The following is a 26,732-nucleotide window of genomic DNA, read 5'->3' on the forward strand; positions in this document are numbered from 1 at the left end:
TCCAGGGGTGGTCCGAATCCCAGTCGTTCTTTTCCTGGCAATTGGCTTTGCTCTTAATTTCTCTTAGTGAGTGAGGGTATGTGACCCCGGCTTCTCCTATCGGCGGCGGAATGGAATAAGCGCCTGAAGCGCGGACGCCGCCGGGTCGAGAGCCAGCGGCTCCAGTTGGGGACGTGCCTGCCCCGCCTCCACCAATAACGCCGCCTACTGGATTGACCTTACGCGGGGGAAGGTCGCGATTAGGCTGACCAGTTCTAGCCCCTGGCGCTCCGCCGATAAGTCCGGGTTGTGTTGACCATGGAGTAGTTGCTGTGCCGTTTGCCGAATGCCCCGGGTTTAGAGGATTAATTCGCGTCTTGCCGTCGCTGAAGGACGGCGTGCCAGTTCTTCCTGCCGGCGGAGGTGATGGCAACGCCAGATAGGAAGGGCCTGCGGGGGTGCCGATGCCTGGAACTGTAGGGCCGGGCATTGTCCCTGCAAGGCCACTCACCATGCCTGGGGACGCACCGCCAAGGATCGGCCCTGAAGGATGGCCAGATTGAGGGAGGGCAGGATGGCTAGGCCGCGCCTGCAGTGTTGTTTCAGTGGGTCCAAGCGCCACTGGAATTATTGACGGGATAATCGGAGGGCTACCGATGTCGTCGGGTGCCTCTGGAGCGGAGTCCCGAGGTGGCCGCAGAGGCGCTGGGGGNCCCGCGCCCGCTCGTTCAACTCCTCCAGTTCGCCATCCGTCACCGGTGGTCGCTCCGGTAGCCGGCTGCCCGCCACCGCCTTCGGGTCGGCGACGATCGCCTCGTACGCCTGCTTCTGCCGCAGCTTGCTCGCGTACTCGTCGAAGAGCGGTTGCAGTGCGGCGCGTGCGCTGCCGATGGCGCGTGCGGCGGCGGCCAGCGCGTCGTAGTTGGCGGCGGCGGCGTCGTGGGTGCGTTGCGTCCGGTCGATGAGCTGGTCGAGTTCGCCGAGGTAGGCCCGGGCGGCGGCGTTGGTGTCGGGTGGCCACGCCTCGGCGAGCCCGCGCCGGTATTCCCGGAGGCGGCTCAGGTGTGCCAGCGCGAGGTCGCACACCTTGCGCCAGCCGGCGACCTGTTTCCACTGGCCGGTGGTGTCCTGTTCCTGGACGCACGCCCACATGCTGAGTACGTCCATCAGCCGCCAGTCGGTGAGCCCGGAGGTGCGTCCGCTTCCTCGTTCGATCATGGCAGGACCACCCCTTCCGGGTCGGATGCGGTGGGGTCGGGCATGGGTGGGGTCGGGCGCCCGACGGCGGTGGCGGGTGTGGCCAGGGCCCGTTCCACGTCGGCGACCCGGGCGGAGGAGAAGGCGTCCGAGTCGTCGTAGCGGGCGGCGATCCGGCCGGCGGCGTCGGCGAGTCGGCCGGTGGCGGGCGCCAGGTCCCACACGGCGCTGACCGCGGCCTTCTGGGTTTCGTGGTGGGCCTGCATGAACTGCACCAGCTCGATGAAGGCGTCGGCCGGGTTGGGCACCGGGGTCCTCATGTCGTCGGCGATGTAGGACAGGTGGGGTGCGTAGTTGCGCGTGACCTCGTCCTGTAGCCGGTCGGCGAACTCGCGCATCTGTCGGATGTCGGCCTCGATGCCGCCGTAGTCGCGCAGCCAACCGGCTGGCCGGTCGTCCTCCGGGATCATCGGACCTCCCTGTCCGTCACCGCACGATCTCCCAGAGTGAGGTTAGTGGCTCCGCGCTGATCCCGGCAGCCCCGGTTCGGCTCGCGTACCAGGGGAAGATTTCAGCGGGGAAGGCCGGCGGCGCGCCACGCGCCGGGGCAGGCGACCGGGGTCGCGCCGGTCGGGCGGCCGCTGCGCACCCACCGCGACACGACGGGCGGCGCGGCGGCGGCGACCGGCCGGGTGCGTGTCACGATCGCGCCGACCAGGGCGGCCAGCTCCTCGGCGGTGGGCACGCCACGGACGACCCGGAACATGGGTTCCTCGGCAGACATGAACCACAGGGTACGCGTCGCGAACGCGACCTTCGTCGTACAGTGGCGTGCCGGCGGTGTACGCGTCGGACCGGCCGGGTACGGTTTCAGCGATGTCGAACCCGCTTCCCCAACTCGTCGCCGACCGGTACCGGCTTCTCTCGCCGCTCGGTCAGGGCGGCATGGGCCGCGTCTGGAAGGCGCGGGACGAGGTGCTGCACCGGGACGTGGCCATCAAGGAGTTGGTTCCGCCGCCGGGTCTCACCCCGGAGGAGCGCGGCGAGATGCGGGAACGCTCGCTGCGCGAGGCGCGGGCGATCGCCCGGCTGAACAACGTCAACGTGGTGCGCATCTTCGACGTGCTGCGCACCGACGGCGATCCGTGGATCGTCATGGAGTACGTGGCGTCGAAGTCCCTGCAGGACACCATCGCCGAGGACGGCCCGGTCTCCGTCGCCACGGCGGTCGAGATCGGCCTCGGCGTGCTGGGCGCGTTGAAGGCCGCGCACAAGGCCGGCATCATGCACCGCGACGTCAAGCCGGGCAACGTGCTGCTCGGCGAGGACGGCCGGGTGGTGCTCACCGACTTCGGCCTGGCCACCATTCCCGGCGACCCCACCGTGACCCGCACCGGCCTGGTGTTGGGCTCACCGGCGTACATCTCGCCGGAGCGGGNTACGCCGCCGTCGAGGGCAAGTCGCCGTACGCGCGTGCGTCGGCGATCGCCACGCTCGCCGCGTTGGCCACCGAACCGCTGCCGCCGCCGCGTAATGCCGGGCCGCTCAAGCCGGTGCTTCAGGGCCTGTTGCGCAAGGACCCGGAGGAGCGGATCACCGCCGAGGTGGCGGAGCGCATGCTGCGCAAGGCGGCCGGTCGGCGGGCCAAGGGCATCTCGCTGCTGGACGGCGTACGCCGGCCCGGGCCGAACGGTCCGCGTGCGCCGCGCCCGCCGCTGGTGCCGGCGCCGCGCCCGGCCGAGGACCGGTCTGAGCGCGCGGCCGCCGCGGCCGGGGCCGCCGTCGCGGGCACGGCCGCCGCCGACCCGACCGCGGTGGTGCCGGCGCCCACGTCGGACGCCGGTCCGACGGCGAAGGTGAGCCCGCCGGTCGCCGACCCGACCGCGAAGGTGACCCCATCGGTCGCCGACCCGACGACGACACTCGACGCCGATCCGGCGCTCGACGGGACCCGGGTGGACGACGGCGCCACGGCGCTCGACGAGACCCGCCTCGACGGCGAGCCGGTGGCCGGCGCGTCCCCGATCAGTCCTGCCCCGATCAGCCCCGCCCCGGCCGGTTCCCGGTCGGACGGTCCGGGGTCGGGCGAATCACCGTCGACCGGTCGGGCGACGGTGCTCCCGGCTGTCAAGACGCCGGCGAACCGGCGCAACCTGCTGATCGGCGCGCTGGTCCTGCTGCTGCTGGTCGGCTTGGCGGTGGTCGTGCCGCTGCTGAACCGCGGCGACGACGACGGTGACGGCGGGCAGCCGACGGCCGGCACGTCGGCGGCGTCCGCGGTGCCGCCCGCGCCCAGCGGCAGCGCGTCGCCGAGCGCGAGTCCGAGCGCGACGTCGGGCAGCCCGTCGGCCAGCCCGAGCCCGTCGGCGAGCCCGTCGACGTCGGCCTTCACGCTGCCGACCGGCTGGCGCTACTACACCGGCTCGAACGGCTTCAAGGTGCCGATCCCGAACGGTTGGCAGGCCCAGCCCGGCAACAACCAGGTGGTGCTCTACGAGATCGGTGGCGCCCGCCGGGTGCTGTTCATCCAGTGGACGCCCTCGCCCAAGAAGGACGCCTACGCCGACTGGAAGAACCAGGAACCGGACCGGAGTTCACGGGTCAACAACTACGAACTGGTCGGCATCACCCGCTGCGACGGCTACTACCGCACCTGCGCCGACTGGGACTGGTTGGAGACGCGCAACAACGGGACCCGGTTCCATGTGCGTAACCGGGGCGTGGCGACGGCCAGCAACCGGGGTTACGCGCTGCGCTGGGAGGTGCCGGCGAAGGACTGGGACGCCAACCTGGCCGCCTTCGACGTCATCACCAAGGGCTTCGTGCCGGACCGGAAGAACTGACCCGGGAATCCTGCGCGACCGAAACTCACTCGCATGACTTTCCGTAGTCGGGGGTATGAATGTCCTGACGACGGAAGGAGGTGCGACATGGGTTACCGACGCAGGGACACCGGTCCCCGCCTGGCGCTGTGGATGCTGGTCGCGCTCGGGGACGTCGTGCTGCTCCTGATCAGCGCCGGCATGTCCGCGCCGGTTGCGGTGCTCGGTGTCCTCACCCTCACCCTCGCCGGGGTGGCGGGGTGGCGCTGGACCCGCCGGGCCACGATGCCCGTGCCGGCCGCCGCGCGCCGCCGGGCCTGAGGCACGACCACGAGGGTACGACGGCAGNGTTGGCCAGGGCGATCAGCCGGCTCCGGTCGCCGTTCCAGTAGTTCCGGTCGACGTTGCCGCTGATCCCGGAGACACTGCCGGTGCTGGTGTACTGCCAGAAGCTCCAGACCGGGGCGCCGGCGGGCAGGGTGCCCGGCGCGCTGGCCCAGCGGGCGAGCCACAGCGGGTGGTTGGCCCACGGGCCGGTCCAGCTGCCGGTGCACTGGTTCCACCAGCTCGCGGTGGTGTAGATGACCGCGTACCGGCCGGTGCGGGAGCGGTAGGTGTTGAGGAAGTCCTGGATCCAGTTGCGCATGCCGGTGGTGCTCAGGCCGTAGCAGGTGCCGCCGCTGTACGGGTTGGCCTCGACGTCGAGCGCGGCGGGCAGCGTACGGCTGTCGGCGGACCAGGCGCCGCCGTTGCTGGCGAGGTAGTTGGCCTGGGTGGAGCCGGCGGAGATGTTCGGCCGGGCGAAGTGGTACGCCCCGCGGATCACCCCGGCGTTGTAGGCGTTCACGTAGTTCGCGTTGAAGCTCGGGTCCTTGTAGCTCGTGCCCTCGGTGGCCTTGATGAAGGCGAACTGGATGCCGGCGTTGCGCGCGCTGGTCCAGTTGATGCTGCCCTGGTAGTGGGAGACGTCGACGCCGGGCGTGGTCGCGGCGGCGGCCGGTCCGGCGGTCGCCACGAGCGCCGCCGCCGCGGTGGCGGCGATGGTCAGGCCGGTGGCGATAAGCCGGCGTACGGAGAGTCTGGCACGGGCCATGGTTTGCCTCCAGAGGACGTTCACTGATTGACGCCCATCTTTGGAGGTAAGTGCCCTAAAGCGCAAGGGGGTGCAAGGAAACTTTCATCGAAGGGTGCTCGGGTCCATCGCCCACCGGAACGGCTCGGTCACGTTCAACGTCTCGCCCGCCTTGGCCACCGCGTCCTCGACGTAGTGCTCCCCGTCCAACCGTAGGGCTCCAAGGGGGCTGCGCTCACCGACCTCACCTCCGCTTTCGCGCCTCGATCCGATCAGTCTCACACCCTGTGAGACGCGGCCGGTCGAACGACACGGCTCGGGCCGGTAGGCTCCCCGCCCATGCCCCTGATCGACGGCCTCAGCACGCTCTGGGACACGCTGACGAGCGCCCAACCGGACCCGCCGCCGCTGCTGGTGGTGCTCACCGCCGTGGTCGCGCTCGCGGTGGTCGTCACCCGGCTACCCTGGCGGATCGCCCGCAACGCGGTGACCATCGCCCACGAGGGCGGCCACGCGCTGGTGGCGCTGCTCAGCGGCCGGCGACTGCACGGCATCCGGCTGCACTCCGACACCTCCGGGCTCACCCTCTCGGCCGGCCGGCCCACCGGTCCGGGCATGATCCTGACGCTGCTCGCCGGCTACGTCGCCCCCTCCCTGCTCGGGTTGGCCGGCGCGTGGCTGCTGGCCGGGAACCGGATCACACTCCTGCTCTGGGTGGCGGTGGCACTGCTGCTGGCCATGCTGCTGCTGATCCGCAACCTCTTCGGCGCGCTGTCGGTGCTGGTCACCGGCGGTGTGGTGCTCGCCGTCTCCTGGTACACCTCGCCTGAGGTCCAGGCCGCGTTCGCCTGGACCTCAGTCTGGTTCCTGCTGTTCGGTGGCGTACGGCCGGTGTTCGAGCTGCGCCGCCAGCGCAGTCGGGGCCGGATGCCGGAGTCGGACGCCGACCAGCTCGCCCGGCTGACGCCGTTCCCGCCGCTGTTCTGGGTGGGCGTGTTCCTGCTCGTCAGCCTCGGCGCGTTGGGCGTCGGCGCGCTGCTGCTGACCGGCCCGATCCTCGCCGACGCCGGTCTCACTGGCTGACCCGTCGATCGCCCCGGTGGGGCAGAATCCGACGAATGCGATATGTGATCATCGGAGCGGGCGCGGTCGGCGGCACCATCGGCGTACTCCTGGCCGAGGCCGGCCGGGACGTGACGCTCGTGGCCCGCGGCGCGCACCTGGACGCGCTGCGCGAGCGGGGGTTGACGCTGCGGCGGCCCGACGGCACGGTGACCACCCGGCCGCCAGCGGTGGCCGAGCCGGACGGTTCGCCGCTGCCGGCGGACACCGTGCTGGTCCTCACGGTCAAGTCGCAGGACACCGCCGCCGCGCTGGCGACCTGGGTGGACGCCCCGGTCGAGGGCGGCGGCACGGCGGGGGAGCGGCTGCCGGTCGTGCTCGCCCAGAACGGAGTGGCGAACGAACCGGCCGCGCTGCGCCTCTTCGCCCGCGTGCACCCGGTCTGCGTGTGGCTGCCCGCCACCCACCTGGAGCCGGGGGTGGTGGTCGCCAACGGGCACCCGCATCCGGGCATGCTGCATCTCGGGCGCTACCCGACCGGCGCGGACGACACCAGCCGGGCGGTCGCCGCCGACCTGACCGCCGCCGGTTTCGTCGCCCCGATCCGCGACGACGTGATGCGCTGGAAGTACGGCAAGCTCCTGGCCAACCTGGGCAACGGCCTCCAGGCGCTGCTCGGCCGCGACGTGCCCGACCACCTGGCGGAGCGGGTACGCGCCGAGGGTGAGGCGGCGCTGGCCGCCGCCGGCATCCCGCACACCACCCGCGAGGAGGAAGCCGCCGAACGCGGCGACCTGGTGTCGCACCGGCCGGTCGACGGTGAGTCGAGGTCCGGCGGCTCCACCTGGCAGAGCCTGGCCCGGGGCGCCGGCTCCGCCGAGGCCGACCACCTCAACGGCGAGATCGTGCTGCTCGGCCGCCTGCACGGGGTGCCCACCCCGGTCAACGCGGCGGTGCAGGTCGCGGTGCGCCGGGCGGTTCGGGAGCGGATCCCCGCCGGTGACTTCCCGCCGGGCGAGCTGGAGAAATTGATCCGCTGACCGCGCAACCGCATCCGGTACGCCAGGCGTCTCCCCTGCGACCGCCCGGGGGAGGGAAAACAGCGTGCCGGACGTCGACGGGTTCGACGAGTTCTACCGCGGCAGCCGGCAACGGCTGCTCGGCTTCGTCTACGTGCTCACCGGCAACCTCGCCGAGGCGCAGGACGCCGTGCAGGAGGCGTACATCCGGGCCTGGCAGCGGTGGCCGACGGTGCGCTCCTACGACGACCCGGAGGCCTGGCTACGCGTGGTGGCCAGCCGGATCGCGGTGAGCCGGTGGCGCAACCTGCGCAGCCGCGCCCGCGCCTACCTGCGGCACGGTGCGGTGGCCGACGTGCCGGCGCCGAGCACCGAGACGATGGACGTGGTGGCCGCGCTGCGTCGGCTTCCTGAGGCGCAACGCACCGCCATCGCCATGCACTACCTGCTCGGCATGCCGGTCGCCGAGGTCGCCCGGGAGACCGATGCGCCGGTCGGCACCGTCAAGGCCCGACTGTCCCGGGGCCGGACCGCACTCGCCGGGCTGCTCGCCGTGGTGGATCTGGAAGAGGAGGCGGCAGATGCCTGACGACGTCACGCTCGTGGAGGCGCTGCACCGGGACCTGCGGAACGTCCGGTGGGCGGAGCCGGCGGAGATCCGGGCCGCGGGCCGGCGGCGCAGTCGGCGGACCACCACGTTGATCGCCGTGTCGCTGGTCGTGGTCGCCGCGCTCGGCGCGACGCTCGTGGACCGGACGGGCGCACCGACACCGGCCCCACCCGCCGCCGGTCCGGAGGGAAGGGCGGAGATCAGCGTGGCGGCGATGCTGACCGCGACCGACGTGCCGGCGGCGACGGACGAGCGCCTCGGCGACACCGGCCTCGGCGAGCGGGTCCGGGTGGACGACATCCTCCAGGCGTGCGCACGGGAACAGGGTCTGCCGGCGGATCAGCTCACGTCGCGTTACTCCCGCTCGCAGACCCTGATCGGGGCCGTCGAGGTTCCGGGCTTCGCCTCCTACCGGAGACCGTTCGTCAGCCAGGACGTCTACCGGCTGGAGACGGGGGGCGCGGAACGGCTCTTCGCCGACCTCGACCGGTCCGTGACGGCCTGCGCGGATTGGCGGCGATCGATACAGGCTCAGGGCGATCAGGGGGTGGTCGACATGACGGTCGGGCATCGGTGGACGGTGCTTGCCCGTGCCTTCGCCGGTGATCAGGCGATCCTGCTCCGGCACACCGTGTCCGAGGCGGTGGAACCGACAGTCGGCGAGCCGGTGGTGACCCCGGCTCGGCCCGAGGACCGGTTGGTCGTCCGGGTCGGCGACCTGGTCACGGTCGTGGTTCCGGGAGAACCCCTGCAACCGGACGCCCCGGGCACCACGATGACGCAGGCGAAGCTGTTGGATCTGGCGCGCGCCGCGGCCAACCGATTGTGTGTCGCCGCCAACCCCGGCTGCTGACCCGAGCTGCGTGTTAAGAAGGGGCCCCTGCTATACGCGAGGCGTTAACAGGGTGCCCCTCCTTACAGGGGGATGTTGCCGTGCTTCTTGGGCGGGAGCGTTTCGCGCTTGGTTTGCAGCGTTCGCAGGGCGCGGACGATCTGGGTCCGCGTCTCGTGCGGCGGGATCACCGCGTCGACGTAGCCCCGCTCGGCGGCGACGTACGGGTTGGCCAGCGTGTCCTCGTACTCGGCGATCTTCTCGGCACGGACCGCGGCCGGGTCCTCGGCGTTCGCCAGTTCGGCGCGGTAGAGGATGTTCACCGCGCCCTGCGCGCCCATCACCGCGATCTGCGCGGTCGGCCAGGCGAAGTTCAGGTCCGCGCCGAGGTGCTTGGAGCCCATCACGTCGTACGCGCCGCCGTACGCCTTGCGGGTGATGACGGTGACCTTCGGGACCGTGGCCTCGGCATACGCGTAGATGAGCTTCGCGCCTCGGCGGATGATGCCGTCCCACTCCTGCCCGGTGCCGGGCAGGAAACCGGGTACGTCCACGAACGTCAGCACCGGGACGTTGAACGCGTCGCAGGTGCGCACGAACCGGGCCGCCTTCTCCGAGGCGGCGATGTCGAGGGTGCCGGCGAAGTGCATCGGCTGGTTCGCGACCACGCCGACCGGACGCCCCTCGACCCGGCCGAAGCCGACCACCATGTTCTGCGCGTAGAGCGGCTGGACTTCGAGGAACTCGCCGTCGTCGAGCACGTGCTCGATCACCCGGTGCATGTCGTACGGCTGGTTCGCCGAGTCCGGGATGAGGGTGTCCAGTTCGCGGTCCTCGTCCGTGATGTCGAGGTCCACATCCATGGAGAAGACCGGCGGCTCGTCCAGGTTGTTCGACGGCAGGTACGACAGCAGCGCCTTGACGTAGTCGATCGCGTCGGACTCGTCGGTGCCGAGGTAGTGCGCGTTGCCGCTGCGGGCGTTGTGGGTGCGCGCGCCGCCCAGCTCCTCCATGCCGACGTCCTCGCCGGTGACCGTCTTGATCACGTCGGGGCCGGTGATGAACATGTGCGACGTCTGGTCGACCATCACGGTGAAGTCGGTGACCGCCGGGGAGTAGACCGCGCCACCCGCGCACGGGCCCATGATGAGCGAGATCTGCGGGATGACGCCGCTGGCCCGGACGTTGCGGAAGAAGATCTCACCGTAGAGGCCGAGCGAGGCGACGCCCTCCTGGATCCGTGCGCCGCCGGAGTCGTTGATGCCGACCACCGGGCAGCCGATCTTCATGGCCAGGTCCATCAGCTTGACGATCTTCTCGCCGAAGACCTCGCCGAGGGAGCCGCCGAAGACGGTGAAGTCCTGCGCGAACACGCAGACCTGGCGACCGTCCACCGTGCCGTAGCCGGTCACCACGCCATCCCCGTACGGGCGGGTGCGCTCCAGCCCGAAGTTCGTCGAGCGGTGCCGGGCGAACGCGTCCAACTCGACGAAGGAACCCTCGTCGAGGAGCAGTTCGATCCGCTCCCGGGCGGTCTTCTTGCCCCGCGCGTGCTGCTTCTCCACCGCGCGCGCCGACCCGGCGTGCACCGCCTCGTCGAGCCGTCGCTCCAGGTCCGCCAGCTTGCCGCCGGTCGTGTGGATGTTGATCCCGGTCTCGGTAGTCACCCAGGGAATATAACGATGGTTCAGGTGGGCGACGTTGTGCAGTGCGCCTCACCCGGGCCGTAGGCTGGTCCGATGCCCGGCTCGCCGTACACCGATCTGGACCGCCCGCCGCTGTCGGCGGCCCGGTTGCGCCGCGCGCTGGTCGCGCCGCACGGGCCCTGGCGCCGCCTGGAGCTGGTGGCGGAGACCGCCTCGACCAACGCGGACGTGGTCGACGCCGCGCGGGCCGGTGAGCCGGAGGGGCTGGTGGTGGTCGCGGAGCGGCAGACCGCCGGCCGGGGCCGGCGGGGCCGGGTCTGGCAGTCGCCGCCGCGCGCCGGCATCGCGACCAGCATCCTGCTCCGGCCCGGCGAGNTTTGCTGGCCGGCGTCGCGGTGGCCGAGGCGGTACGCCGGCTGGCCGAGCTGGACGCGCGCCTGAAGTGGCCGAACGACCTGCTGGTCGACGGCGCGAAGTGCGCGGGCGTGCTGGCCGAGGCGGTGCCCGGCGACGGCCCCGCCCAGCCGCCCGCGATCGTGGTCGGCGTCGGCCTGAACGTGACCCTGCGCGCCGACGAGCTGCCGGCGAACCCGACCGGCCTGCCGGCCACCTCGCTCCAGCTCGCCGGCGCCACCGCCACCGACCGGGATCCGCTGCTGCGGGCGTTGCTGCGCTCGCTCGCCGACTGGTACGAGCGGTGGCGTGCCGCCGGCGGGGACGCGGAGGCCAGCGGGTTGCGCGCGGCGTACCTGGCCGGGTGCGCGACGGTGGGCCGCCAGGTGCGGGTGCTGCTGCCGGACGGACGCGAGGCGCACGGCACCGCCACCGGCGTCGACCCCGACGGCCAGCTCCTGGTGGCCACCCCCACCGAAACCCTCCACCTGGCCGCCGGCGACGTCCTCCACCTGAGGTGAAAGGAAGGGGCCCCGGTTAACGCCTGCGGTAGAGGAGGGGGCCCCGCTTAACACCTCACTTCACGCACGCCGTCCGCGCGGCCGATGCACCACGGATGCGCCGACCGGTTACGGTCAGCGCGTCCGGTTCTGCGAGGAGGTTCTTCCGTGGCGTTCCCCGAAGACGTGCTCACCGAGGACGAGCACGTCGTGCTGCACCTGCACCCGCACTGGAAGGCCCTGATCCGGCCGATCCTGGTGCTGGCGCTCACCGTCGCGGCGCTGGTCGCGGGCTGGATCCTGTTGCCCGACGGCGACGGCGGCACGATCGCGCTGTACGCCATCGCCGGGCTCGGTCTGGTGCTGGTGCTGTGGCTGGGCCTGTGGCCGTTCCTGGTCTGGCGCACCACGCACTACCTCTTCACCAACGAGCGGGTGCTGCTCCAGGAGGGGGTGTTCTCCCGCAACCGGCGGGACCTGCCGCTGACCCGGATCAACGACCATGCCATGCACCAGCGTTTCGTGGAGCGGTTGCTCGGCTGCGGCACGCTGACCATCGAGTCGGCCGGCGAGCGGGGCCAGTCGGTGCTCGCCGACGTGCCGCATGTGGACCGGGTGCAGACGAAGCTCTACGAGCTGGTCGAGGCCCACCACGACAAGCACAGCCTGGGCGACGGCGAGATGCGCGAGATCCTGGCCGACATGGCCGAGGGCAAGTCGCTCCGCGACCCGTCCTGACGGACCGCCGCCCCGCCTGCCGCCGCGGCCTCAGCGGCGGGCGCGGCGGGGTTGCAGCTCGGCGGCGAGTTCGGGCTCCAGGCCGGCGCCGAGGGCGCCGCCCAGGGCTGCGTCGGCCGGTGCGGTACGGCCCTGCGGCGGGGTGTAGCCGGCGGCCGGGCCGCCGAGCGGAGGTTCTTCCTCCTCCAGCTCGCTGACGGACTCGGCCAGCTCGGCCACCGGGTCCATCTCGGCGACGTTGTCCCACTCGTCACGCGGCACGGCGTGCCAGGTCTCCTCCGCGTGTCTGGGCACCGGCTGGAAGACGAACGTCCGGTAGGACCAGAAGCGGAACAGCGTGGCCAGCAGGACACCGACGGTCTTGGCCACGTTCAACGCCAGCAGGCCGTGCACGCCCAGGCCGTACTTGGCCAGGGCCAGGACGCCGAGTTCGATGACCAGGCCGGCGCCGTTGAACAGGAAGAAAAGGGCGTATTCGCGCCGCAGGGCTGCTTTCGGTCGATCCCGGTACGTCCAGTGACGATTCATCAGGTACGACGTGATCGTCGCGACGAGGGTCGCGATCACCGTCGCCTTGAGCTGGCCGTCGCGGAATACCGTGAGTGCCAACGCATTGAACACCGCGTAATTGATGACGGTGTTGATGCCGCCGACGATGCCGAATTTGAGCGCCTCGTGGATGAACTTCTGCCAGCGCTCGGGCAGCAGACGGACTCCAGGCATGCGGAACACCTTAGGGCAGTGGGCGGGGCCGGCTGGGCCCAGCGGGTCGGGATGGGCGGTGGATCACGCCCCGGACTCTCGGTCGTGGCTCGACGCCGGAACGGGGGGATTTCCCGCGTCGACGAAAACGAACCGTCGATAGGACCAGAACCGGAACAGCGTCCCCAGGCCGGTGCCGACGACGAAGCTGGCGAGGTTGTCGGCGAGGGGGGTCTGGAACACGTCGGGCCAGAGCGCGCCCAGCCCGTAGTGGCTGATCGCCAGGCAACCCACCGCGATGCCCAGGCCCACGCCGTTGAAGAAGAAGAACAGCGCGTACTCGCGGGCGGGGTTGGAACGCTGTCGGTGCCGCCAGGTCCAGAACCGGTTGCCCAGGAAGGCCAGGGTCGCGGCGATCACGGTGGAGATGGTCTTCGCCGCGACGGGCGGCATGCCGCGACCGCTCGACAGGTAGTTGAAGAGGGCGAAGTCGACGAGGAAGGCGAAGCCGCCGACGGTGGCGAACTTGCTCAGTTCGTGGACGAGGTGACCGAACCGGTCGATCAGTGCCCCGATCAAACCCCGACGGGTCTGCGGAGCCCCCGGTTGGTCTCCGGTCATCGTCGCGGCCACCCGCCGAGAGTACCGGTTGGACGAAAGGGGGGCGGCCCGCAACGGCGAGTCGCGCACGGCAACTTCGGCGGCGTGTCCGCGCCGCCGGCCGTCGCGTCGCCGGAGCCGTCGCCCGCTCCGGGTGCCGGTGAGCAGAGCGTAACCCGCGGTGCGAATGTGCGAAGGGCAACGCGGAATCGCACTTCCGTGGTTCGGTGACCGGCCCGGTCGCGGCGGGCCGGATGGGTGAAGGTTCACCGAAGGATTTGCGTGAAACTGCGCGTGAAAGCGGGTATCAGATCGTGATGCCGCAGCGTGGCCGCACCTTGTGCAGTTCTTCACAACCAGTCCCACTGACTGGCGGGGCAGCCCGGTTTACGCTGAGCCCAATCCCAGGTTTCCACGACGGCGGCGTCTCGCTCGCCAGAACTCGTGCATCCCACAGATCGGTCAGCGTCGACCACAAGGAGATGTGACATGGTTGCTCCGGCTGTTGTTCGGGGTATCGATCAGGCCCCGACGTCCCACCCCAAACTGCTCGCCTGGGTACGCGAGGTCGCGGAACTGACTACGCCCGACCGGGTGGTCTGGGTGGACGGGTCCGACGAGGAGTGGCGTCGCCTCACCGACGAACTCGTCTCCACCGGCACCCTGATCCGGCTGAACCCCGAGAAGAAGCCCAACTCGTTCTACGCGCGGACGGATCCGACGGACGTCGCCCGGGTCGAGGAGCGCACCTTCATCTGCTCCGTCGACGAGGCGGACGCCGGCCCCACCAACAACTGGATGGCGCCGGCCGAGATGAAGCGGACGATGACGGACCTGTACCGCGGCAGCATGCGCGGCCGCACCATGTACGTCATTCCGTTCTGCATGGGCCCGGTCGAGGCGGAGAACCCCATGTTCGGCGTCGAGATCACGGACAGCCCGTACGTGGTGGCCTCGATGCGGATCATGACCCGGATGGGGTCGTCGGTCCTGTCGGCGATGGGCGACGACGCCGACTTCGTGCACGCGCTGCACTCCATCGGCGCCCCGCTCGCCCCCGGGCAGCAGGACGTGTCCTGGCCGTGCAACGACACGAAGTACATCTCGCACTTCCCGGAGACCCGGGAGATCTGGTCCTACGGCTCCGGCTACGGCGGCAACTCGCTGCTCGGCAAGAAGTGCTACTCGCTGCGGATCGCCAGCGTGATGGGGCGCGACGAGGGCTGGCTCGCCGAGCACATGCTGATCCTCAAGATCACCTCGCCCGAGGGTCGGGTCTACCACGTCGCCGGGGCGTTCCCGTCGGCCTGCGGCAAGACCAACCTGGCCATGCTGGAGCCGACCATCCCGGGTTGGAAGGTCGAGACCATCGGCGACGACATCGCCTGGATGCGGTTCGGCCCGGACGGCCGTCTCTACGCCGTCAACCCGGAGTACGGCCTGTTCGGCGTCGCGCCCGGCACCGACTGGAAGACCAACGCCAACGCGATGCGGACGCTCGACCGGGGCAACTCCATCTTCACCAACGTGGCCCTCACCGACGACGGCGACATCTGGTGGGAGGGCATGGGCGAGCCGCCGGCGCACCTGATCGACTGGAAGGGCAACGACTGGACGCCGGAGAGCGACAGCCTCTCCTCACACGCGAACAGCCGGTTCTGCACCCCGATCACCCAGTGCCCGATCCTGGCCGACGACTACTACGACCCGAACGGCGTGCCGATCGACGCGATCCTGTTCGGCGGCCGGCGCCGGGACACCGTGCCGCTGATCACCGAGGCGCGCGACTGGGTGCACGGCGTCTACCTGGGTGCGACGCTTTCCTCGGAGACCACCGCCGCCGCGTCCGGCGCGGTCGGCGTGGTGCGCCGTGACCCGATGGCGATGCTGCCGTTCATCGGCTACCACGCCGGTGACTACTTCCGGCACTGGATCGAGATGGGCAAGGGCGCCGACGGTGACGAGGCCAAGCTGCCCAAGGTCTACTACGTCAACTGGTTCCGCAAGGACGCCGAGGGCAGCTTCCTCTGGCCGGGCTTCGGCGAGAACTCCCGCGTCCTCAAATGGATCATCGAGCGCCTGGAGGGCCGGGCGGAGGCCGTGGAGACCCCGATCGGCATGGTCCCGGCGCAGGACGCGCTGGACATCGAGGGCCTCGACATGACCCCGGAGGACGTCCGGATCGCCCTGAAGGTCGACCCGGAGGAGTGGCGCAAGGAGTTGCCGCTGGTCACCGAGTGGTTCGAGAAGTTCGGCGACAAGCTCCCGGGTGTGCTCTGGGCCGAACTGGACGCGCTGCGCGCCCGGCTGGACGTGGAGCCGCAGAAGTAACAGGTGTGCGGGACGCCCGCGCCGGGCACCATCGCATCCCATGAGGACGGCCGCCGAACCTGTCGAGGTCCGGCGGCCGTCCGCCGTCCGGGCGCTGACCACGCTGCTGGCCGTGACGGCGGCGGCCACCGTCGTGGTCGAACTGCTCAACTACTGGTACGCCCCGGCGCAGGAGTTCGGTCTCGCCGTGCGCACCGGCTGGGCGATGCTCCGCTCGCTGGGCTTCCTGATCCTGATCAGGCACGTCAGGAAGGGCCGGGTGAGCGCTCGGCCGTTCGGGCTGATCCTCGCCGTGACCACGGTCTTCGCGGTGGGCCGGCTGGTGGTGCCCCGGCAGGGCGTGCCCGCACTGCCGGGCCTGCTCGGCTTCGCGGCGCTCACCGCGCTCTGCGTCGCCGTGGTGGTGCTGCTCTACCGGTCCGACGCGGTCCGCGCCCACCTGGTCCGGCACCGCAAGGGCCTGGTGGTCGAGGGCGGGACGATCTCCTGGCGTGAGGTGACGCCGAAGCGCCCGCAGGCCAACGGCTGGCTGCTCACCGCCCGGGTGGCGGCGTTCACCTACAGCCCGCTGATGCTGGTCCCGGCGCTGGTGGCGACCGGCTCCGTGCTGGACGGCCGGATCGCGGCCGTGCCCGCGCTGTTCGTCTGGTTCGGCGCCGGCATCGCGGTCAGCTACGCGGTGCTGTTCTGCACCGCGTTCGTGCTGCGCGGCCGGGCCTGGGCACGCCGGGCACTGGTGGTCGTCACGCTCGGCACCCTCGCGCTCGACCTCCCGCTCTGCTGGTGGCTGCTCGGCACCGACGGCCTGATCCGTGACGGCGCCCCCTTGCTGACCGCCGCCGCCCTGACCCTCTACTCCCTGCACCGCGCCACCCCCTGACCGCCCCGCCCCCGCCCCGCTCCCGCTCCCGCTCCCGCCCCGCCCCCGCCCCGGCACGGACGGTTGATCATGAAGTTGGCGGTGGTGTTGATCTCTGTGGATGCCGCTAACTTCATGATCAACACCGGTGGCGGGCGCGCCGGCCGGGGGTGGGGGTGGGAGCGGGGGAGGATGGGGGCGTGTGGGACGTCGTGGTGGTGGGGGCGGGGCCGGCCGGGGCGGCGGCGGCGCTCGGGGCGCGGCGGGCCGGGGCCGCGCGGGTGCTGCTGCTCGACCGGTACGACTTCCCGCGCGACAAGGCGTGCGGGGACGGCATCGCCGCGCACGCGCTGGACGTCCTCGCCGAGCTGGGGGTGAGCGGCGCGGTCGACGGATATCCTCCGCTGCCGGCGTTGCGCCTGGTCGGCCCCGGTGGGGGCGCGGTGGCCCGGCCGCTGCCCCGACCCGCGTACACGGTGCCCCGCAAGGTGTTCGACGCGCGTCTGGTCCGGGCCGCGGTCGAGGCCGGGGCGGAGCTGCGGCGGCACACCGTACGCCGGGTGGAGGTGGGCGCCGACCGGGTGGTGCTGGACGGGGAACTGGCCGCCCGGGCGGTGGTCGGGGCGGACGGGGCCGGCTCGGTGCTGCGGCGGGCGTTGGGGCACCCGGTCAACCCGGACCGGCACCTCGCGCTCGCCATCCGGGGCTACGCGCCGGCGCCGCCCGGCCCGCCCGAGCAGCTCATCGTCACCTCGGCGGCGCGCTGGCCCGCGTACGCCTGGGTCTTTCCGATCGGGGACGGTCGCGCGAACGTCGGGTACGGGGAGGTGTTGCGCGGCGAGCCGCTGACCCGCGCCCACCTGCTGGACCGGATGGCCGCGCTGCTGCCCGGCACCGATCCGGCCGCGGTGACCGACCTGCGGGCGCACCACCTGCCGCTCTCCACCCACCGGCCGGCGCCCGGGCGGGGCCGGGTGGTGCTGGCCGGCGACGCGCTCTCGTTGATCAACCCGTTCACCGGCGAGGGCATCTTCTACGCGTTGCGCTCCGGTGCGCTCGCCGGGGCGGCGGCGGCCGGCGCGCCCGCCGACGCGNCTCGGCGGCGGCCTGGCTGGCCCGGCGGCGGTGGGTGGTCGACGCCGCGGTGGGGGCGGCCGGCCGGGACGAGCGGGTCTACCGGACCGTGGTGGAGCTGGGGCTCGGCGACGGCCGCCTGGACGCCCGGACGCTGGCCGCGATCGCCGCCGGCGTGCCGCGGCCCCGGCGGGCCGGAAACGACTGCCCGTCCCGCGATGCGCCACCGCGGCACTGATCTTTCCGGTGGGTCGCTACCCTGCAAGGTGATGACTCTGCGGAAACTCCTCTACTCCGTGTACGAGCGCCGGCTGACGGCGAAGCTCGCGGGCAAGCCGGTGCCCGCGCACGTCGGTGTGATGTGCGACGGCAACCGCAGGTGGGCCCGGGAGATGGGCTTCGTCGATCCGAACGACGGCCACCGGATGGGCGCCGAACGGATCAAGGAGCTGCTCCGCTGGTGCGACGCGGCCGGCGTCGGGCACGTCACGCTCTGGCTGCTCTCCACCGACAACCTCTCCCGCCCGGCCGCCGAGCTGGACCCGCTGCTCCAGATCATCGCGGATCTCACCACCGAGCTGGCCGAGGAGGGCAATCCCTGGCGGCTGCGCATGGTGGGCGCGCTCGACGTGCTGCCCGCGCAGCACGCGGCGGCGCTGAAGGCCGCCGCGGAGCGCACCCGCGACCGCGACGGCGGGGCTCAGGTCAACATCGCCGTCGGGTACGGCGGGCGGCGGGAGATCGCCGACGCGGTCCGCTCCCTGCTGCTGGAGCACGCGGCGGCCGGCGGCACGATCGAGGAGCTGGCCACCACGATCGACGTCGACCACATCTCGGAGCACCTCTACACCAAGGGCCTGCCCGACCCCGACCTGATCATCCGGACCAGTGGCGAGCAGCGGCTGTCCGGCTTCATGCTCTGGCAGAGCGCGCACTCGGAGTTCTACTTCTGCGAGCTGAACTGGCCCGACTTCCGCCGGGTCGACTTCCTCCGCGCGCTGCGCTCGTACGCGACCCGCCAGCGCCGCTTCGGCGTCTGACCGGCCTCAGCGGAGGTGGGTCAGCGCGTCGGTGAGGAAGTCGCCCAGGGCGGCCGGGCTGTCGAGCGTGAGGTCGGCGGCGTCGGCGACCTCGTGACCGGTCTCCGGGTTGGCCACGGCCACACAGACGCCGAGGAAGTCGGGGTCGGTGGCGGCGCGGGCGCGCAACGCGGCGAACGCCTTGATGTCGGAGACGTCGTCGCCGAAATACCACGCGCCGCCGGCGTCCCGGACCGTCTCGCCGATCACCAGGCCCTTGTCCCGGTCGACGGGCGGCTTCAGCTCCAGCACCATCCGGCCGGCCTGGCAGCGTAGACCGAGCCGCTCGGCCCGGGCCCGGCCCCACTCCTGCACCAGGTCACCGAGCTGCGGCGCGGTGCGCCAGTGCAGCGCGACGGAGAGCCGCTTGAACTCGACCAGGGCGCCGGGCGGCAGTTCGGCCTGGGCCTGGTCGGCCAGCTCGGCCATGGTCGGCACCCACGGCAGGGCGGCCGGTTCGGTGACCGTCTCGCCGCCGGAGTGGCTGTGCTCCAGGCCGTAGAGCCCGTACAGGTCGATGCCCGCGAGGCCGCCCAGGTGGTCGCGGAGGAAGTCCACCGGGCGCGCGGAGACGATGGCGATCCGGCGCACGCGTGGGGCGAGCGCCTCCAGCGCGCCGAGCACCTTCGGCGCGGGTCGGACCGCGGTGGGATCGTCGTCGACCGGCGCCAGGGTGCCGTCGAAGTCGAAGAAGAGCACCACGTCACCCGCGCGTGCGGCGGTGGCACGCCAGGCATGGTCGGCGTCCAGGGGGGTCTTCGGCTGCTGGTTGCCCAGATTCAACGGCGGCACGCGCGTCAGCGTACCCCGCGCCGGGCGGCGTATTCGTGGCCGAGATGTGACGTCGGGGCGACGCGGGAGTCAGCGTTCGGCGGCTCCTCGTCCCCGGCGCCCGAACGGTACGACGGCCGCGTCCTGCCCGTGGCTGAGCAGGTAGCCCTCCACGAAGCCGGCGTTCCGGTCGCCGGTGTGCGCCTCGATCTCGTTGAGCCGCGCCACCAGGAACTCGGTGAGCGCGCTGACCCGGTCGTTGAGCCGGTCCTGTAGTTCGGCGACGACGGCGACGACCACCGCGGTGCCGGTAGTGGTGAGCGCGAGGACGTTGACGGCCAGGGGAAGCTGCCCGCCGTTCAGCACGCCGATCACCACGTTGCCGGTCACGCACGATGTGGCCGACACCACCGCGACCACGACTGCCATCCATTTCAGGGTCATGGACAGACCCCTCCTTCTGTCCCGCAGGGCTGGGTGCGGCCGTGTCCCGTCCCCCCGCCGACGACGAGCCCCTAGCAGTACAAACGTGGACGCTAGCCGGTCCGATCCGTCCCCGCGGCGAAACGATCAGGTCTGCTCGTCCGTTCGTTCGCCATCTGAGGAACTACCCCGCCTGTTTACCGCTGTTTCGGAGGTTTGTCGGCAGGGTTGGGCGGTATGCGAGATAGCGGATGGTTTCTCGGATGTGGAACTTCTCCGCGTCGGACACGTCCGGGTCGACCAGCCGACGCAGCAACGCCTCCACGTCCGGATCCATCGGCGGCGGGGTGGGGGCGGTGCGCGGGCCGGCCGCCCGGTCCCAGCCGAGCGCCGTGAACGCGGCGGCCGGGTCGAGCCCGAGGCCCTCGCAGAAGGCGACCACGCGTTCGGCCTCGGGGTCGCTGGCCCAGTCGCCGCGTACCCAACGGTTGATGGTCTGGCGGGAGACGCCGGTGCGTCGGGAGACCTCGGTGCCGCTCCAGGCCCGCATGGCGCGGGCGTCGTCGAGCGCCCGGCGGACGAAGGTGGCGAAGGCGATCTTCCGCGCATTGGCCGTCTCGGTCACCCCGTGACGGTACGGCCAGACGGCCGCGTCGGGTCACCTCGGCACGCCCCTGTCACGCCTGCGATACGAATATCAATCCGGTTCGGTTGCGCTTGTTGACGCCTTGGCCTGGGGAAAATAGATGGGAGCGACTGCGGTGGCAGGCGGACCAAAAGCTGCTAGTGTCACGCCTATGGGACAACTTCCGTTGTGTCACGGGTGGGAGGTCCGGTGACCGTACTCGCGATCCGGGTGGCGGAGGTGACCCGGTGAGCCCGTTCCTCGCCGTCGTCCTCGTCCTGGTGCTCGGTTCCACCTGCTACGCCGCCGGTCGGCTGCACGGCCAGCTCAGCTACCGGATCGGCTACCGGTTCGGCTACCGGCAGGGCTACTTCGACGGCGACCGGGGCGCCTGGCACCGACGGCGGCGTGACGCGCGGGCCGCCATCGCCACGGCGCTGGCCGGTCCCGCGCCGTCCGCGGTGACGTCGGCCGGTCAGGTGTCCACGCCGTTCGCCGGGACCGCCGTGCCCGCCGCGGTCACCGGGCGCACCGGCGTCCCGGCCGTGCGGGTCACCGCGACCGCACAGCGCGGCCCGTCGACCGCCCGCACGGGCACCACGTACACCGGCTCCTCGTTCGGGACGGCAGGCGCCGGCACCCTGGTCCGGCGGCCGGGCTGAGGCCCGCCTCGGGGGCGCGGCGCGCGCCGTCGCCCCGGCCGGCCGGGATGCTCGCAGGGGGCGGCATCCCGGCCGGTGGCGGGCTGTTCACCGGTGATCCACCCGGACCCCTAGCCGAGCGGGCTCACGGCGATTAGCGTCTAGGCATGGCACGGGGTTTTCCCGGGCCAGCCGGTCAGCCCGGCCTGCGACCTCGCGCACGGGGCCCGCATCCGACCCCGTGTCCGCCGGGCACCGGAAGAGGCGGAACTCGGGTGGCCGGGTGCCCATCCGCGGAGCAGGCCTGTGACCACTCGCCGTACCCCCGCCGCTGCCGAGCCGACCCCGGCCGCGACCGCCACGACCCGCCGGACCACCCGAGGCCGGCGCAGCGCCGCCGCTGCCGCCACCGAGGAGCCTCGACCAGCCGGCCCGGCCTTCGTCCTGGACACGTCGGTCCTTCTCTCCGACCCGGCGGCGTTCCACCGCTTCGCCGAGCACGAGGTGGTGCTGCCCCTGGTGGTCATCTCCGAGCTGGAGGGCAAGCGGCACCACCCGGAACTGGGCTGGTTCGCCCGTCAGTCGTTGCGCATGCTGGACGAGCTGCGGGTGCGGCACGGCCGGTTGGACCGGCCGGTGCCCGCCAACGACGCCGGCGGCACGCTGCGGGTGGAGTTGAACCACACCGACGACGGGGTGCTGCCGCCCGGCTTCCGCAACGAGTCGAACGACGCCCGGATCCTGTCGGTGGCGCTCAACCTGGCCGCCGAGGGGCGCGAGGTGACCCTGGTCAGCAAGGACATGCCGCTGCGGGTGAAGGCGGCCTCGGTCGGCCTGCGCGCCGACGAGTACCGCCACGGTCAGGCCAGCGACCCGACCTGGACCGGGATGGCCGAGCTGGAGCTGACCGAGGAGGCGATCGGGCGGCTGTACGCGGGCGAGGCGCTGGACGTCGACGCCGCCGCCGGGCTGCCCTGCCACACCGGGCTGGTGCTGCACTCGGCGCGGGGTTCGGCGCTGGGCCGGGTGCTGCCCGACAAGACGGTACGGCTGGTCCGTGGCGACCGGGAGGCGTTCGGGCTGCACGGGCGGTCGGCGGAGCAGCGGATCGCGCTCGACCTGCTGCTGGACGAGTCGATCGGCATCGTCTCGATGGGCGGCCGGGCCGGCACCGGCAAGTCGGCGCTGGCCCTCTGCGCCGGCCTGGAGGCGGTGATGGAGCGCCGCCGGCACAAGAAGGTGATCGTCTTCCGCCCGCTGTACGCGGTCGGCGGTCAGGAACTCGGCTACCTGCCCGGCTCCGAGTCGGAGAAGATGTCGCCCTGGGCCCAGGCCGTCTTCGACACGCTGGGCGCGGTGGTGCACGAGAACGTCATGGAGGAGGTCACCTCGCGTGGGCTGCTGGAGGTGCTGCCGCTGACCCACATCCGGGGCCGGAGCCTGCACGACGCCTTCGTCATCGTGGACGAGGCCCAGTCGCTGGAGCGCGGCGTCCTGCTGACCGTGCTGTCCCGGATCGGCCAGGGCTCCCGGGTGGTGCTGACCCACGACGTGGCGCAGCGCGACAACCTGCGGGTCGGCCGGCACGACGGCGTCACCGCCGTGATCGAGACGCTGAAGGGGCATCCCCTCTTCGCGCACGTCACCCTCAGCCGATCGGAGCGTTCTCCGATCGCCGCGATGGTCACCGACCTGCTGGAGGACATCCCGGGCTGAGCGGGGGATCTGGCCCGTATTCGCCCATATTTTGATGTGGCGCAAATCACTTTTGCTCCCTGCGGTTTCCCAGCGGCCTCACCGTGCGCGATGGTGTCCATCGAGCGCCACCGAGAACTCCAGCACCTGGAGTCCCATCCGCACGGAAGCTCGTCGAGCATTCCTCGCCACGACGGCGGGAGCCACGAGGCCGGTGCGGCGGCGGAGACCGCCGGGTCGGGGCGCTCACGGCACCCGGGCGCGGCCGTCACCGGCCACGCGTGGTGTCGTGTCCCTGCCTCCGACGAAGGGAAACTTCGTGAGTCGGCTGTGGAGCCGGTTCGGCGCCCGTACGGCCGCTGTCGCGCTGCTCTCCGTGGGCGTCGCCGGCGGTTTCTACCTGGGCGAAGATCGTCAGACCCAGCAGCAGGGCCTGACCGCGCAGGTCGGCCTCGAGGTCGACCGGGCCGAATACACCTACCAGCGGGAGCTGCAGACCGAACACCGGCTGCGGTCGTCCCACCAGCGGGCCGCCGAGTACCAGGCCAAACTGCGCGCCGCCGCGGCGGCGAAGGAGGCCGCCGAGCGGGCCAAGGCGGCCGAGCGGGCCGCCGCGAACCGCAAGAAGGAGCGGGAGAAGGCGGAGGCCGAGGCCAAGGCGGAGGCCGAGGCCAAGATCAAGCCGTACGCGGGCAAGATCCCGGCTTCCTGCGCCGAGTACAGCGGCAACCGGAAGGTCGGCTGCGCCGTCATGCTCGACCAGGGCTTCGGCATCGACCAGTTCCCCTGTCTGGACAAGCTCTGGACGAAGGAGAGCGGCTGGAACCCGAAGGCCGCCAACAGCAGCTCCGGCGCGTACGGGATTCCGCAGGCCGTACCGGGCAACAAGATGAGCTCGGTGGCCGACGACTGGCGGACCAACCCGGCCACCCAGATCAAGTGGGGCCTCGGGTACATCAAGGGCCGGTACGACACCCCCTGCGGCGCCTGGCAGCAGTCGCAGAACGAGGGCTGGTACTGAGCGAGTCGACCGACGGCGGGGCGCGCGGAGATCCGCGTGTCCCGCCGTCGTCGTCACCCCCGAGTGGCAATCGGCCGCATTTACTGATAGCTCTTGGTAGGTGACCTGGCAGGACGGCCCTCGCGGCGGCGACCCCCACCGGTTCGGCACCGACGCGTTCTACGCGTCCCTCGGCCGGGCCTTCGTCGCCATGTGCGCCGTGGTGCCGGTGCTCTTCCTCATCGAGGCGCTCGACGTCGGGCTGCGCCTCGACCTCGACGTCACCGCCGGCATCATCCCGCACCGCATCCAGGGCCTGGACGGCGTCTTCTTCTCGCCGTTCCTGCACGCCGGCTGGAACCACCTCTACAGCAACAGCATTCCGCTGATCCTGCTCGGCACGTTCGTGCTGGCCGCCGGCACCCGCCGGTTCCTCTGGTCCACCGCGGTGATCATCCTGGTCAGCGGCCTGGGCGTGTGGTTCACCGGCTCGCCCAACTCGGTGGTGGTCGGCGCCAGCGGAGTGATCTTCGGCTATCTCGGCATCCTGCTCACCCGGGGCGTGGTCGAGCGGAGCTGGTGGAACTTCGCCGTGGTGCTGCTGGTCGGGCTGCTCTACGGCTGGCAACTGCTGGGCATCCTCCCCACCGACGAGCGGATCTCCTGGCAGGGCCACCTGTTCGGGCTGCTCGGCGGCGTGGTCGCGGCGATCCTGTTCCGCCGCCGCGTCGACACCGGCATGTCGGACCGGCTCGGGTCGCCGCCGGTCACCCTGCCCTGACGACGCGTCGATCGATCGGCGGGACGTCCTTGCCCGCGGCCGCCCGCCCGCCTACCGTCGGCATCAGCCCGGGTTGATCCCGGGCGGAAAGTGACGGTACGCCATGCGCGAGGTCGATGTCGCCGTGATCGGAGCCGGTCCCACCGGCCTCTTCGCCGCGTACTACGCCGGGTTCCGCGGGCTCACCGTGGCCGTGATCGACGCGCTGCCGGAGCCGGGCGGGCAGGTCACCGCGATGTACCCGGAGAAGCTGATCCTCGACGTCGCCGGCTTCCCCGCCGTCAAGGGCCGTGAGCTGGTCGCGAACCTGGTCGCCCAGGCCGCGCCGTTCCACCCCGACTACCTGCTCGGCGTACGCGCGGAGAAGCTCTCCTACGTCGACGGGCGGCCCGTGGTCGGGCTGGCCGGCGGCGAGCAGCTGGCCTGCGGCGCGGTGGTGGTGACCGGCGGGTTGGGCAGCTTCACCCCCCGGCCGTTGCCGGTCGCGGAGAGCTTCACCGGCAGCGGGATCGTCTACTTCGTGCCCCAGCCGACCGAACTGACCGACCGCAACGTGCTCATCGTGGGCGGCGGCGACTCGGCCTTCGACTGGGCGGCCACGCTCGCCCCGCTGGCCCGGTCGGTGACCCTGACCCACCGGCGGGACCGTTTCCGCGCGCACGCCGCCACGGTCGAACGGGTCCGCGACCTGCCGGTGCGGATCGTGGTCAACGCCGAGGTGACCCGGCTGTACGGGGAGGAACACGTCACCGGCGCCGAGCTGACCGTACGCGGCGGCCCGGTCGAGACGCTGCCGGTGGACACGGTGGTGGCGGCGCTCGGCTTCACCGCCGACCTGGGCCCGCTCGCGGAGTGGGGCCTCGCCCTCGACCGGCGGCACATCCTGGTCGACAGCGCGATGGCCACCAACCTGCCCCGGGTGTTCGCGGCCGGCGACATCACCGAATACCCGGGCAAGGTCCGGCTGATCGCCACCGGCTTCGGTGAGGCGGCCACCGCGGTCAACAACGCGGCGGTCGCCATCGACCCGACCGCCCACCTCTTCCCCGGTCACTCCTCCGACGGGATGTAAGGAGGGGCCCCTTCTTAACGCCTCCGGTAGAGGCGGGGCCCCCTTTTAACAAGATGCGGCGGGCTTACCTGGGCGGCGGGCGCTGACCGGCGTCAGGGTAGCCCGATGAGGTCGGCCATCAGGCCGATCTGGTGGTCGAAGTACTCGTCGCGGTGCGGCAGCGCCCGGTTGATCCGGCCGAACAGCTCGAAGCTGATCAGCCCGAAGAGCTGTGTCCAGCCGGCCATGCCGCGAGCGGCGAGCGCGGGCGGCACCGCCATGCCGATCAGCTCGGTGATCTCGGCCACCTCACCGCGCAGCGGTTCGGGCAGCTCCTCGTCCGGCGGGTCGAGCTGGCCGGCGGCCACCCCGTCACGCAGGATGCCCATCAGGGCCACCGGGGGGCGCTGGGCCGGCGCGACCGTGTCGTCCGGTGCCGCGTAGCCGGGGACCGGGCTGCCGTAGAGCAGCGCGTACTCGGCGGGGTGCGCCAGCGCCCAGGTGCGTGCCGCNCGACGGCGGCGTCGGCCGCTTCCACCGCGTCGCCGAGCGCGTCGTACGCCTCCACGATCAGCGCGGTGAGCAGGTCGTCCCGGCTGGGGTAGTAGCGGTAGACCGCCGAGGAGACCATGCCGAGGTCCCGGGCGACCGCGCGGAGCGAGAGGTTCGCGCCGTCGGTGGCCAGGTGGCGGCGGGCGACCGTCTTGATCTCTTCGAGCATCCCCGCGCGGACCCGGGCGCGGAACGAGGGAGCGACCATGTCCTCACTCTGCCACGCGGGAGAGCGCCAATCAAAAGCGAGAGCACTGCTCTTGACTTTTCGCCGCACCCCGAGTCATGCTCTTCTTCGAGAGCGGTGCTCTCGATTCGGATTACTGCTTCAGTGAAGGTGGACCCACCATGGCCCTGCATGTGATCGTCGGCGCCGGACCCGTCGGCACCGCCACCGCCCGCCTCCTCGTCGAGCGCGGAGAGCGGGTGCGGGTGGTGACCCGGCGCGGCACCGGCCCGGACCACCCGGCCGTCGAGCGGATCGCCGCCGACGCCGCCGACGCCGACCGGCTCGCCGCGTCCGCCGAGGGCGCGGTGGCGCTCTACAACTGCGCGAACCCGGCGTACCACCGCNCGGCGCGGTGCTCGCCACCGTCGGCAACCTCTATGGGTACGGCCCGGTCGACGCGCCCATGACCGAGGCGACCCCGCTCGCCGCCACCGGCACCAAGGGGCGGG

The 26,732-nt window shown here is 71.8% G+C and carries 23 protein-coding genes and 5 pseudogenes; 18 read left to right on the forward strand and 10 right to left on the reverse strand.

Annotated elements, in window-relative coordinates; genetic code table 11:
* Window positions 1-1,193: 1,193 nt before the first annotated feature.
* The gene (locus tag B1205_RS17615) at window positions 1,194-1,646 is read right to left on the reverse strand and encodes a hypothetical protein (RefSeq protein WP_089156603.1); all 453 of its coding nucleotides are present in this window, start codon (window positions 1,644-1,646) and stop codon (window positions 1,194-1,196) included.
* 101 nt (window positions 1,647-1,747) lie between these two features.
* A complete protein-coding gene (locus tag B1205_RS17620) occupies window positions 1,748-1,960 on the reverse strand; it encodes an acyl-CoA carboxylase subunit epsilon (protein ID WP_089156604.1) in 213 nt (70 codons plus the stop codon).
* 92 nt (window positions 1,961-2,052) lie between these two features.
* On the opposite strand from B1205_RS17620, the pseudogene B1205_RS17625 reads away from it, so the two are divergent.
* A pseudogene (locus B1205_RS17625) lies at window positions 2,053-4,019 on the forward strand (protein kinase domain-containing protein).
* Window positions 4,020-4,106: 87 nt separating this feature from the next.
* Window positions 4,107-4,319 (forward strand): hypothetical protein, encoded by a 213-nt coding sequence (locus B1205_RS17630; RefSeq protein ID WP_089156605.1) that lies wholly within the window; start codon window positions 4,107-4,109, stop codon window positions 4,317-4,319.
* Window positions 4,320-4,347: 28 nt separating this feature from the next.
* Here B1205_RS17630 and B1205_RS17635 read toward each other — a convergent pair.
* Window positions 4,348-5,091, reverse strand: a pseudogene (locus tag B1205_RS17635) (GH25 family lysozyme); the annotation flags it as partial.
* 318 nt (window positions 5,092-5,409) lie between these two features.
* Between B1205_RS17635 and B1205_RS17640 the strand changes: the two are divergent.
* From B1205_RS17640 to B1205_RS17655, 4 genes are all read left to right on the forward strand, one after another.
* Entirely contained in the window at window positions 5,410-6,153 is a 744-nt protein-coding gene (locus tag B1205_RS17640; RefSeq protein WP_089156606.1) for a M50 family metallopeptidase, read from the forward strand.
* Between the two features lie 35 nt (window positions 6,154-6,188).
* Window positions 6,189-7,172 (forward strand): ketopantoate reductase family protein, encoded by a 984-nt coding sequence (locus B1205_RS17645; protein WP_089156607.1) that lies wholly within the window; start codon window positions 6,189-6,191, stop codon window positions 7,170-7,172.
* Window positions 7,173-7,236: 64 nt separating this feature from the next.
* Complete coding sequence (locus B1205_RS17650) at window positions 7,237-7,740, forward strand: SigE family RNA polymerase sigma factor (protein WP_089156608.1); 504 nt, start codon at window positions 7,237-7,239, stop codon at window positions 7,738-7,740.
* Entirely contained in the window at window positions 7,733-8,614 is an 882-nt protein-coding gene (locus B1205_RS17655) for a hypothetical protein (RefSeq protein WP_089156609.1), read from the forward strand. The genes B1205_RS17650 and B1205_RS17655 overlap by 8 nt, the downstream gene beginning before the upstream one ends.
* 62 nt (window positions 8,615-8,676) lie before the next feature.
* Here the strand turns inward: B1205_RS17655 and B1205_RS17660 are convergent, their stop codons facing one another.
* Complete coding sequence (locus B1205_RS17660; RefSeq protein WP_089156610.1) at window positions 8,677-10,260, reverse strand: acyl-CoA carboxylase subunit beta; 1,584 nt, start codon at window positions 10,258-10,260, stop codon at window positions 8,677-8,679.
* A 72-nt stretch (window positions 10,261-10,332) separates the two neighbouring features.
* On the opposite strand from B1205_RS17660, the pseudogene B1205_RS17665 reads away from it, so the two are divergent.
* Both B1205_RS17665 and B1205_RS17670 read left to right on the forward strand, forming a co-directional pair.
* Window positions 10,333-11,153: pseudogene (locus tag B1205_RS17665) on the forward strand (biotin--[acetyl-CoA-carboxylase] ligase).
* Between the two features lie 147 nt (window positions 11,154-11,300).
* Window positions 11,301-11,870: a PH domain-containing protein gene (locus B1205_RS17670; RefSeq protein WP_089156611.1), complete on the forward strand. Its 570-nt coding sequence runs from the start codon at window positions 11,301-11,303 to the stop codon at window positions 11,868-11,870.
* 30 nt (window positions 11,871-11,900) lie between these two features.
* Here the strand turns inward: B1205_RS17670 and B1205_RS17675 are convergent, their stop codons facing one another.
* Together B1205_RS17675 and B1205_RS33435 are read right to left on the reverse strand one after the other, a co-directional pair.
* Window positions 11,901-12,593, reverse strand: coding sequence for a GtrA family protein (locus B1205_RS17675; protein ID WP_089157068.1), 693 nt, complete (start codon window positions 12,591-12,593; stop codon window positions 11,901-11,903).
* A gap of 63 nt (window positions 12,594-12,656) precedes the next feature.
* The gene (locus B1205_RS33435) at window positions 12,657-13,526 is read right to left on the reverse strand and encodes a GtrA family protein (RefSeq protein WP_441338514.1); all 870 of its coding nucleotides are present in this window, start codon (window positions 13,524-13,526) and stop codon (window positions 12,657-12,659) included.
* A 135-nt stretch (window positions 13,527-13,661) separates the two neighbouring features.
* Between B1205_RS33435 and B1205_RS17685 the strand changes: the two genes are divergently transcribed.
* From B1205_RS17685 to B1205_RS17700, 4 genes and pseudogenes are all read left to right on the forward strand, one after another.
* Complete coding sequence (locus B1205_RS17685; protein WP_089156612.1) at window positions 13,662-15,503, forward strand: phosphoenolpyruvate carboxykinase (GTP); 1,842 nt, start codon at window positions 13,662-13,664, stop codon at window positions 15,501-15,503.
* A 40-nt stretch (window positions 15,504-15,543) separates the two neighbouring features.
* Window positions 15,544-16,383, forward strand: coding sequence for a hypothetical protein (locus B1205_RS17690; RefSeq protein WP_089156613.1), 840 nt, complete (start codon window positions 15,544-15,546; stop codon window positions 16,381-16,383).
* A 179-nt stretch (window positions 16,384-16,562) separates the two neighbouring features.
* Window positions 16,563-17,674: pseudogene (locus B1205_RS17695) on the forward strand (geranylgeranyl reductase family protein).
* Window positions 17,675-17,705: 31 nt separating this feature from the next.
* Window positions 17,706-18,476 (forward strand): isoprenyl transferase, encoded by a 771-nt coding sequence (locus tag B1205_RS17700; RefSeq protein ID WP_089156614.1) that lies wholly within the window; start codon window positions 17,706-17,708, stop codon window positions 18,474-18,476.
* A gap of 6 nt (window positions 18,477-18,482) precedes the next feature.
* Here B1205_RS17700 and otsB read toward each other — a convergent pair whose 3' ends face one another.
* The 3 genes from otsB to B1205_RS17715 form a co-directional block, all read right to left on the reverse strand.
* Window positions 18,483-19,307, reverse strand: coding sequence for a trehalose-phosphatase (otsB, locus tag B1205_RS17705; protein WP_089156615.1), 825 nt, complete (start codon window positions 19,305-19,307; stop codon window positions 18,483-18,485).
* A 69-nt stretch (window positions 19,308-19,376) separates the two neighbouring features.
* Window positions 19,377-19,730, reverse strand: a complete 354-nt coding sequence (locus B1205_RS17710; protein WP_089156616.1) for a hypothetical protein — start codon at window positions 19,728-19,730, stop codon at window positions 19,377-19,379.
* A gap of 163 nt (window positions 19,731-19,893) precedes the next feature.
* The gene (locus tag B1205_RS17715; RefSeq protein ID WP_089156617.1) at window positions 19,894-20,334 is read right to left on the reverse strand and encodes an XRE family transcriptional regulator; all 441 of its coding nucleotides are present in this window, start codon (window positions 20,332-20,334) and stop codon (window positions 19,894-19,896) included.
* Window positions 20,335-20,582: 248 nt separating this feature from the next.
* Here B1205_RS17715 and B1205_RS17720 point away from each other — a divergent pair, with 248 nt between their 5' ends.
* The 5 genes from B1205_RS17720 (at window position 20,583) to B1205_RS17740 (ending at window position 25,523) form a co-directional block, all read left to right on the forward strand.
* Entirely contained in the window at window positions 20,583-20,996 is a 414-nt protein-coding gene (locus B1205_RS17720; RefSeq protein WP_089156618.1) for a hypothetical protein, read from the forward strand.
* 285 nt (window positions 20,997-21,281) lie between these two features.
* Window positions 21,282-22,691, forward strand: a complete 1,410-nt coding sequence (locus tag B1205_RS17725) for a PhoH family protein (protein ID WP_089156619.1) — start codon at window positions 21,282-21,284, stop codon at window positions 22,689-22,691.
* Between the two features lie 298 nt (window positions 22,692-22,989).
* Window positions 22,990-23,691: a transglycosylase SLT domain-containing protein gene (locus B1205_RS17730; protein ID WP_176308665.1), complete on the forward strand. Its 702-nt coding sequence runs from the start codon at window positions 22,990-22,992 to the stop codon at window positions 23,689-23,691.
* A gap of 100 nt (window positions 23,692-23,791) precedes the next feature.
* Complete coding sequence (locus B1205_RS17735) at window positions 23,792-24,451, forward strand: rhomboid family intramembrane serine protease (RefSeq protein ID WP_089156621.1); 660 nt, start codon at window positions 23,792-23,794, stop codon at window positions 24,449-24,451.
* A 103-nt stretch (window positions 24,452-24,554) separates the two neighbouring features.
* Window positions 24,555-25,523: an NAD(P)/FAD-dependent oxidoreductase gene (locus B1205_RS17740; protein WP_089156622.1), complete on the forward strand. Its 969-nt coding sequence runs from the start codon at window positions 24,555-24,557 to the stop codon at window positions 25,521-25,523.
* Between the two features lie 92 nt (window positions 25,524-25,615).
* Here B1205_RS17740 and B1205_RS17745 read toward each other — a convergent pair.
* Window positions 25,616-26,262 (reverse strand): annotated as a pseudogene (locus B1205_RS17745) (TetR/AcrR family transcriptional regulator).
* Window positions 26,263-26,402: 140 nt separating this feature from the next.
* On the opposite strand from B1205_RS17745, the gene B1205_RS31745 reads away from it, so the two are divergent.
* Window positions 26,403-26,690: an FAD-dependent monooxygenase gene (locus tag B1205_RS31745; protein ID WP_369597300.1), complete on the forward strand. Its 288-nt coding sequence runs from the start codon at window positions 26,403-26,405 to the stop codon at window positions 26,688-26,690.
* Window positions 26,691-26,732: the final 42 nt, after the last annotated feature.

Source organism: Micromonospora sp. NBS 11-29 (genome assembly GCF_002140155.1).
Classification (GTDB): Bacteria; Actinomycetota; Actinomycetes; order Mycobacteriales; family Micromonosporaceae; genus Micromonospora.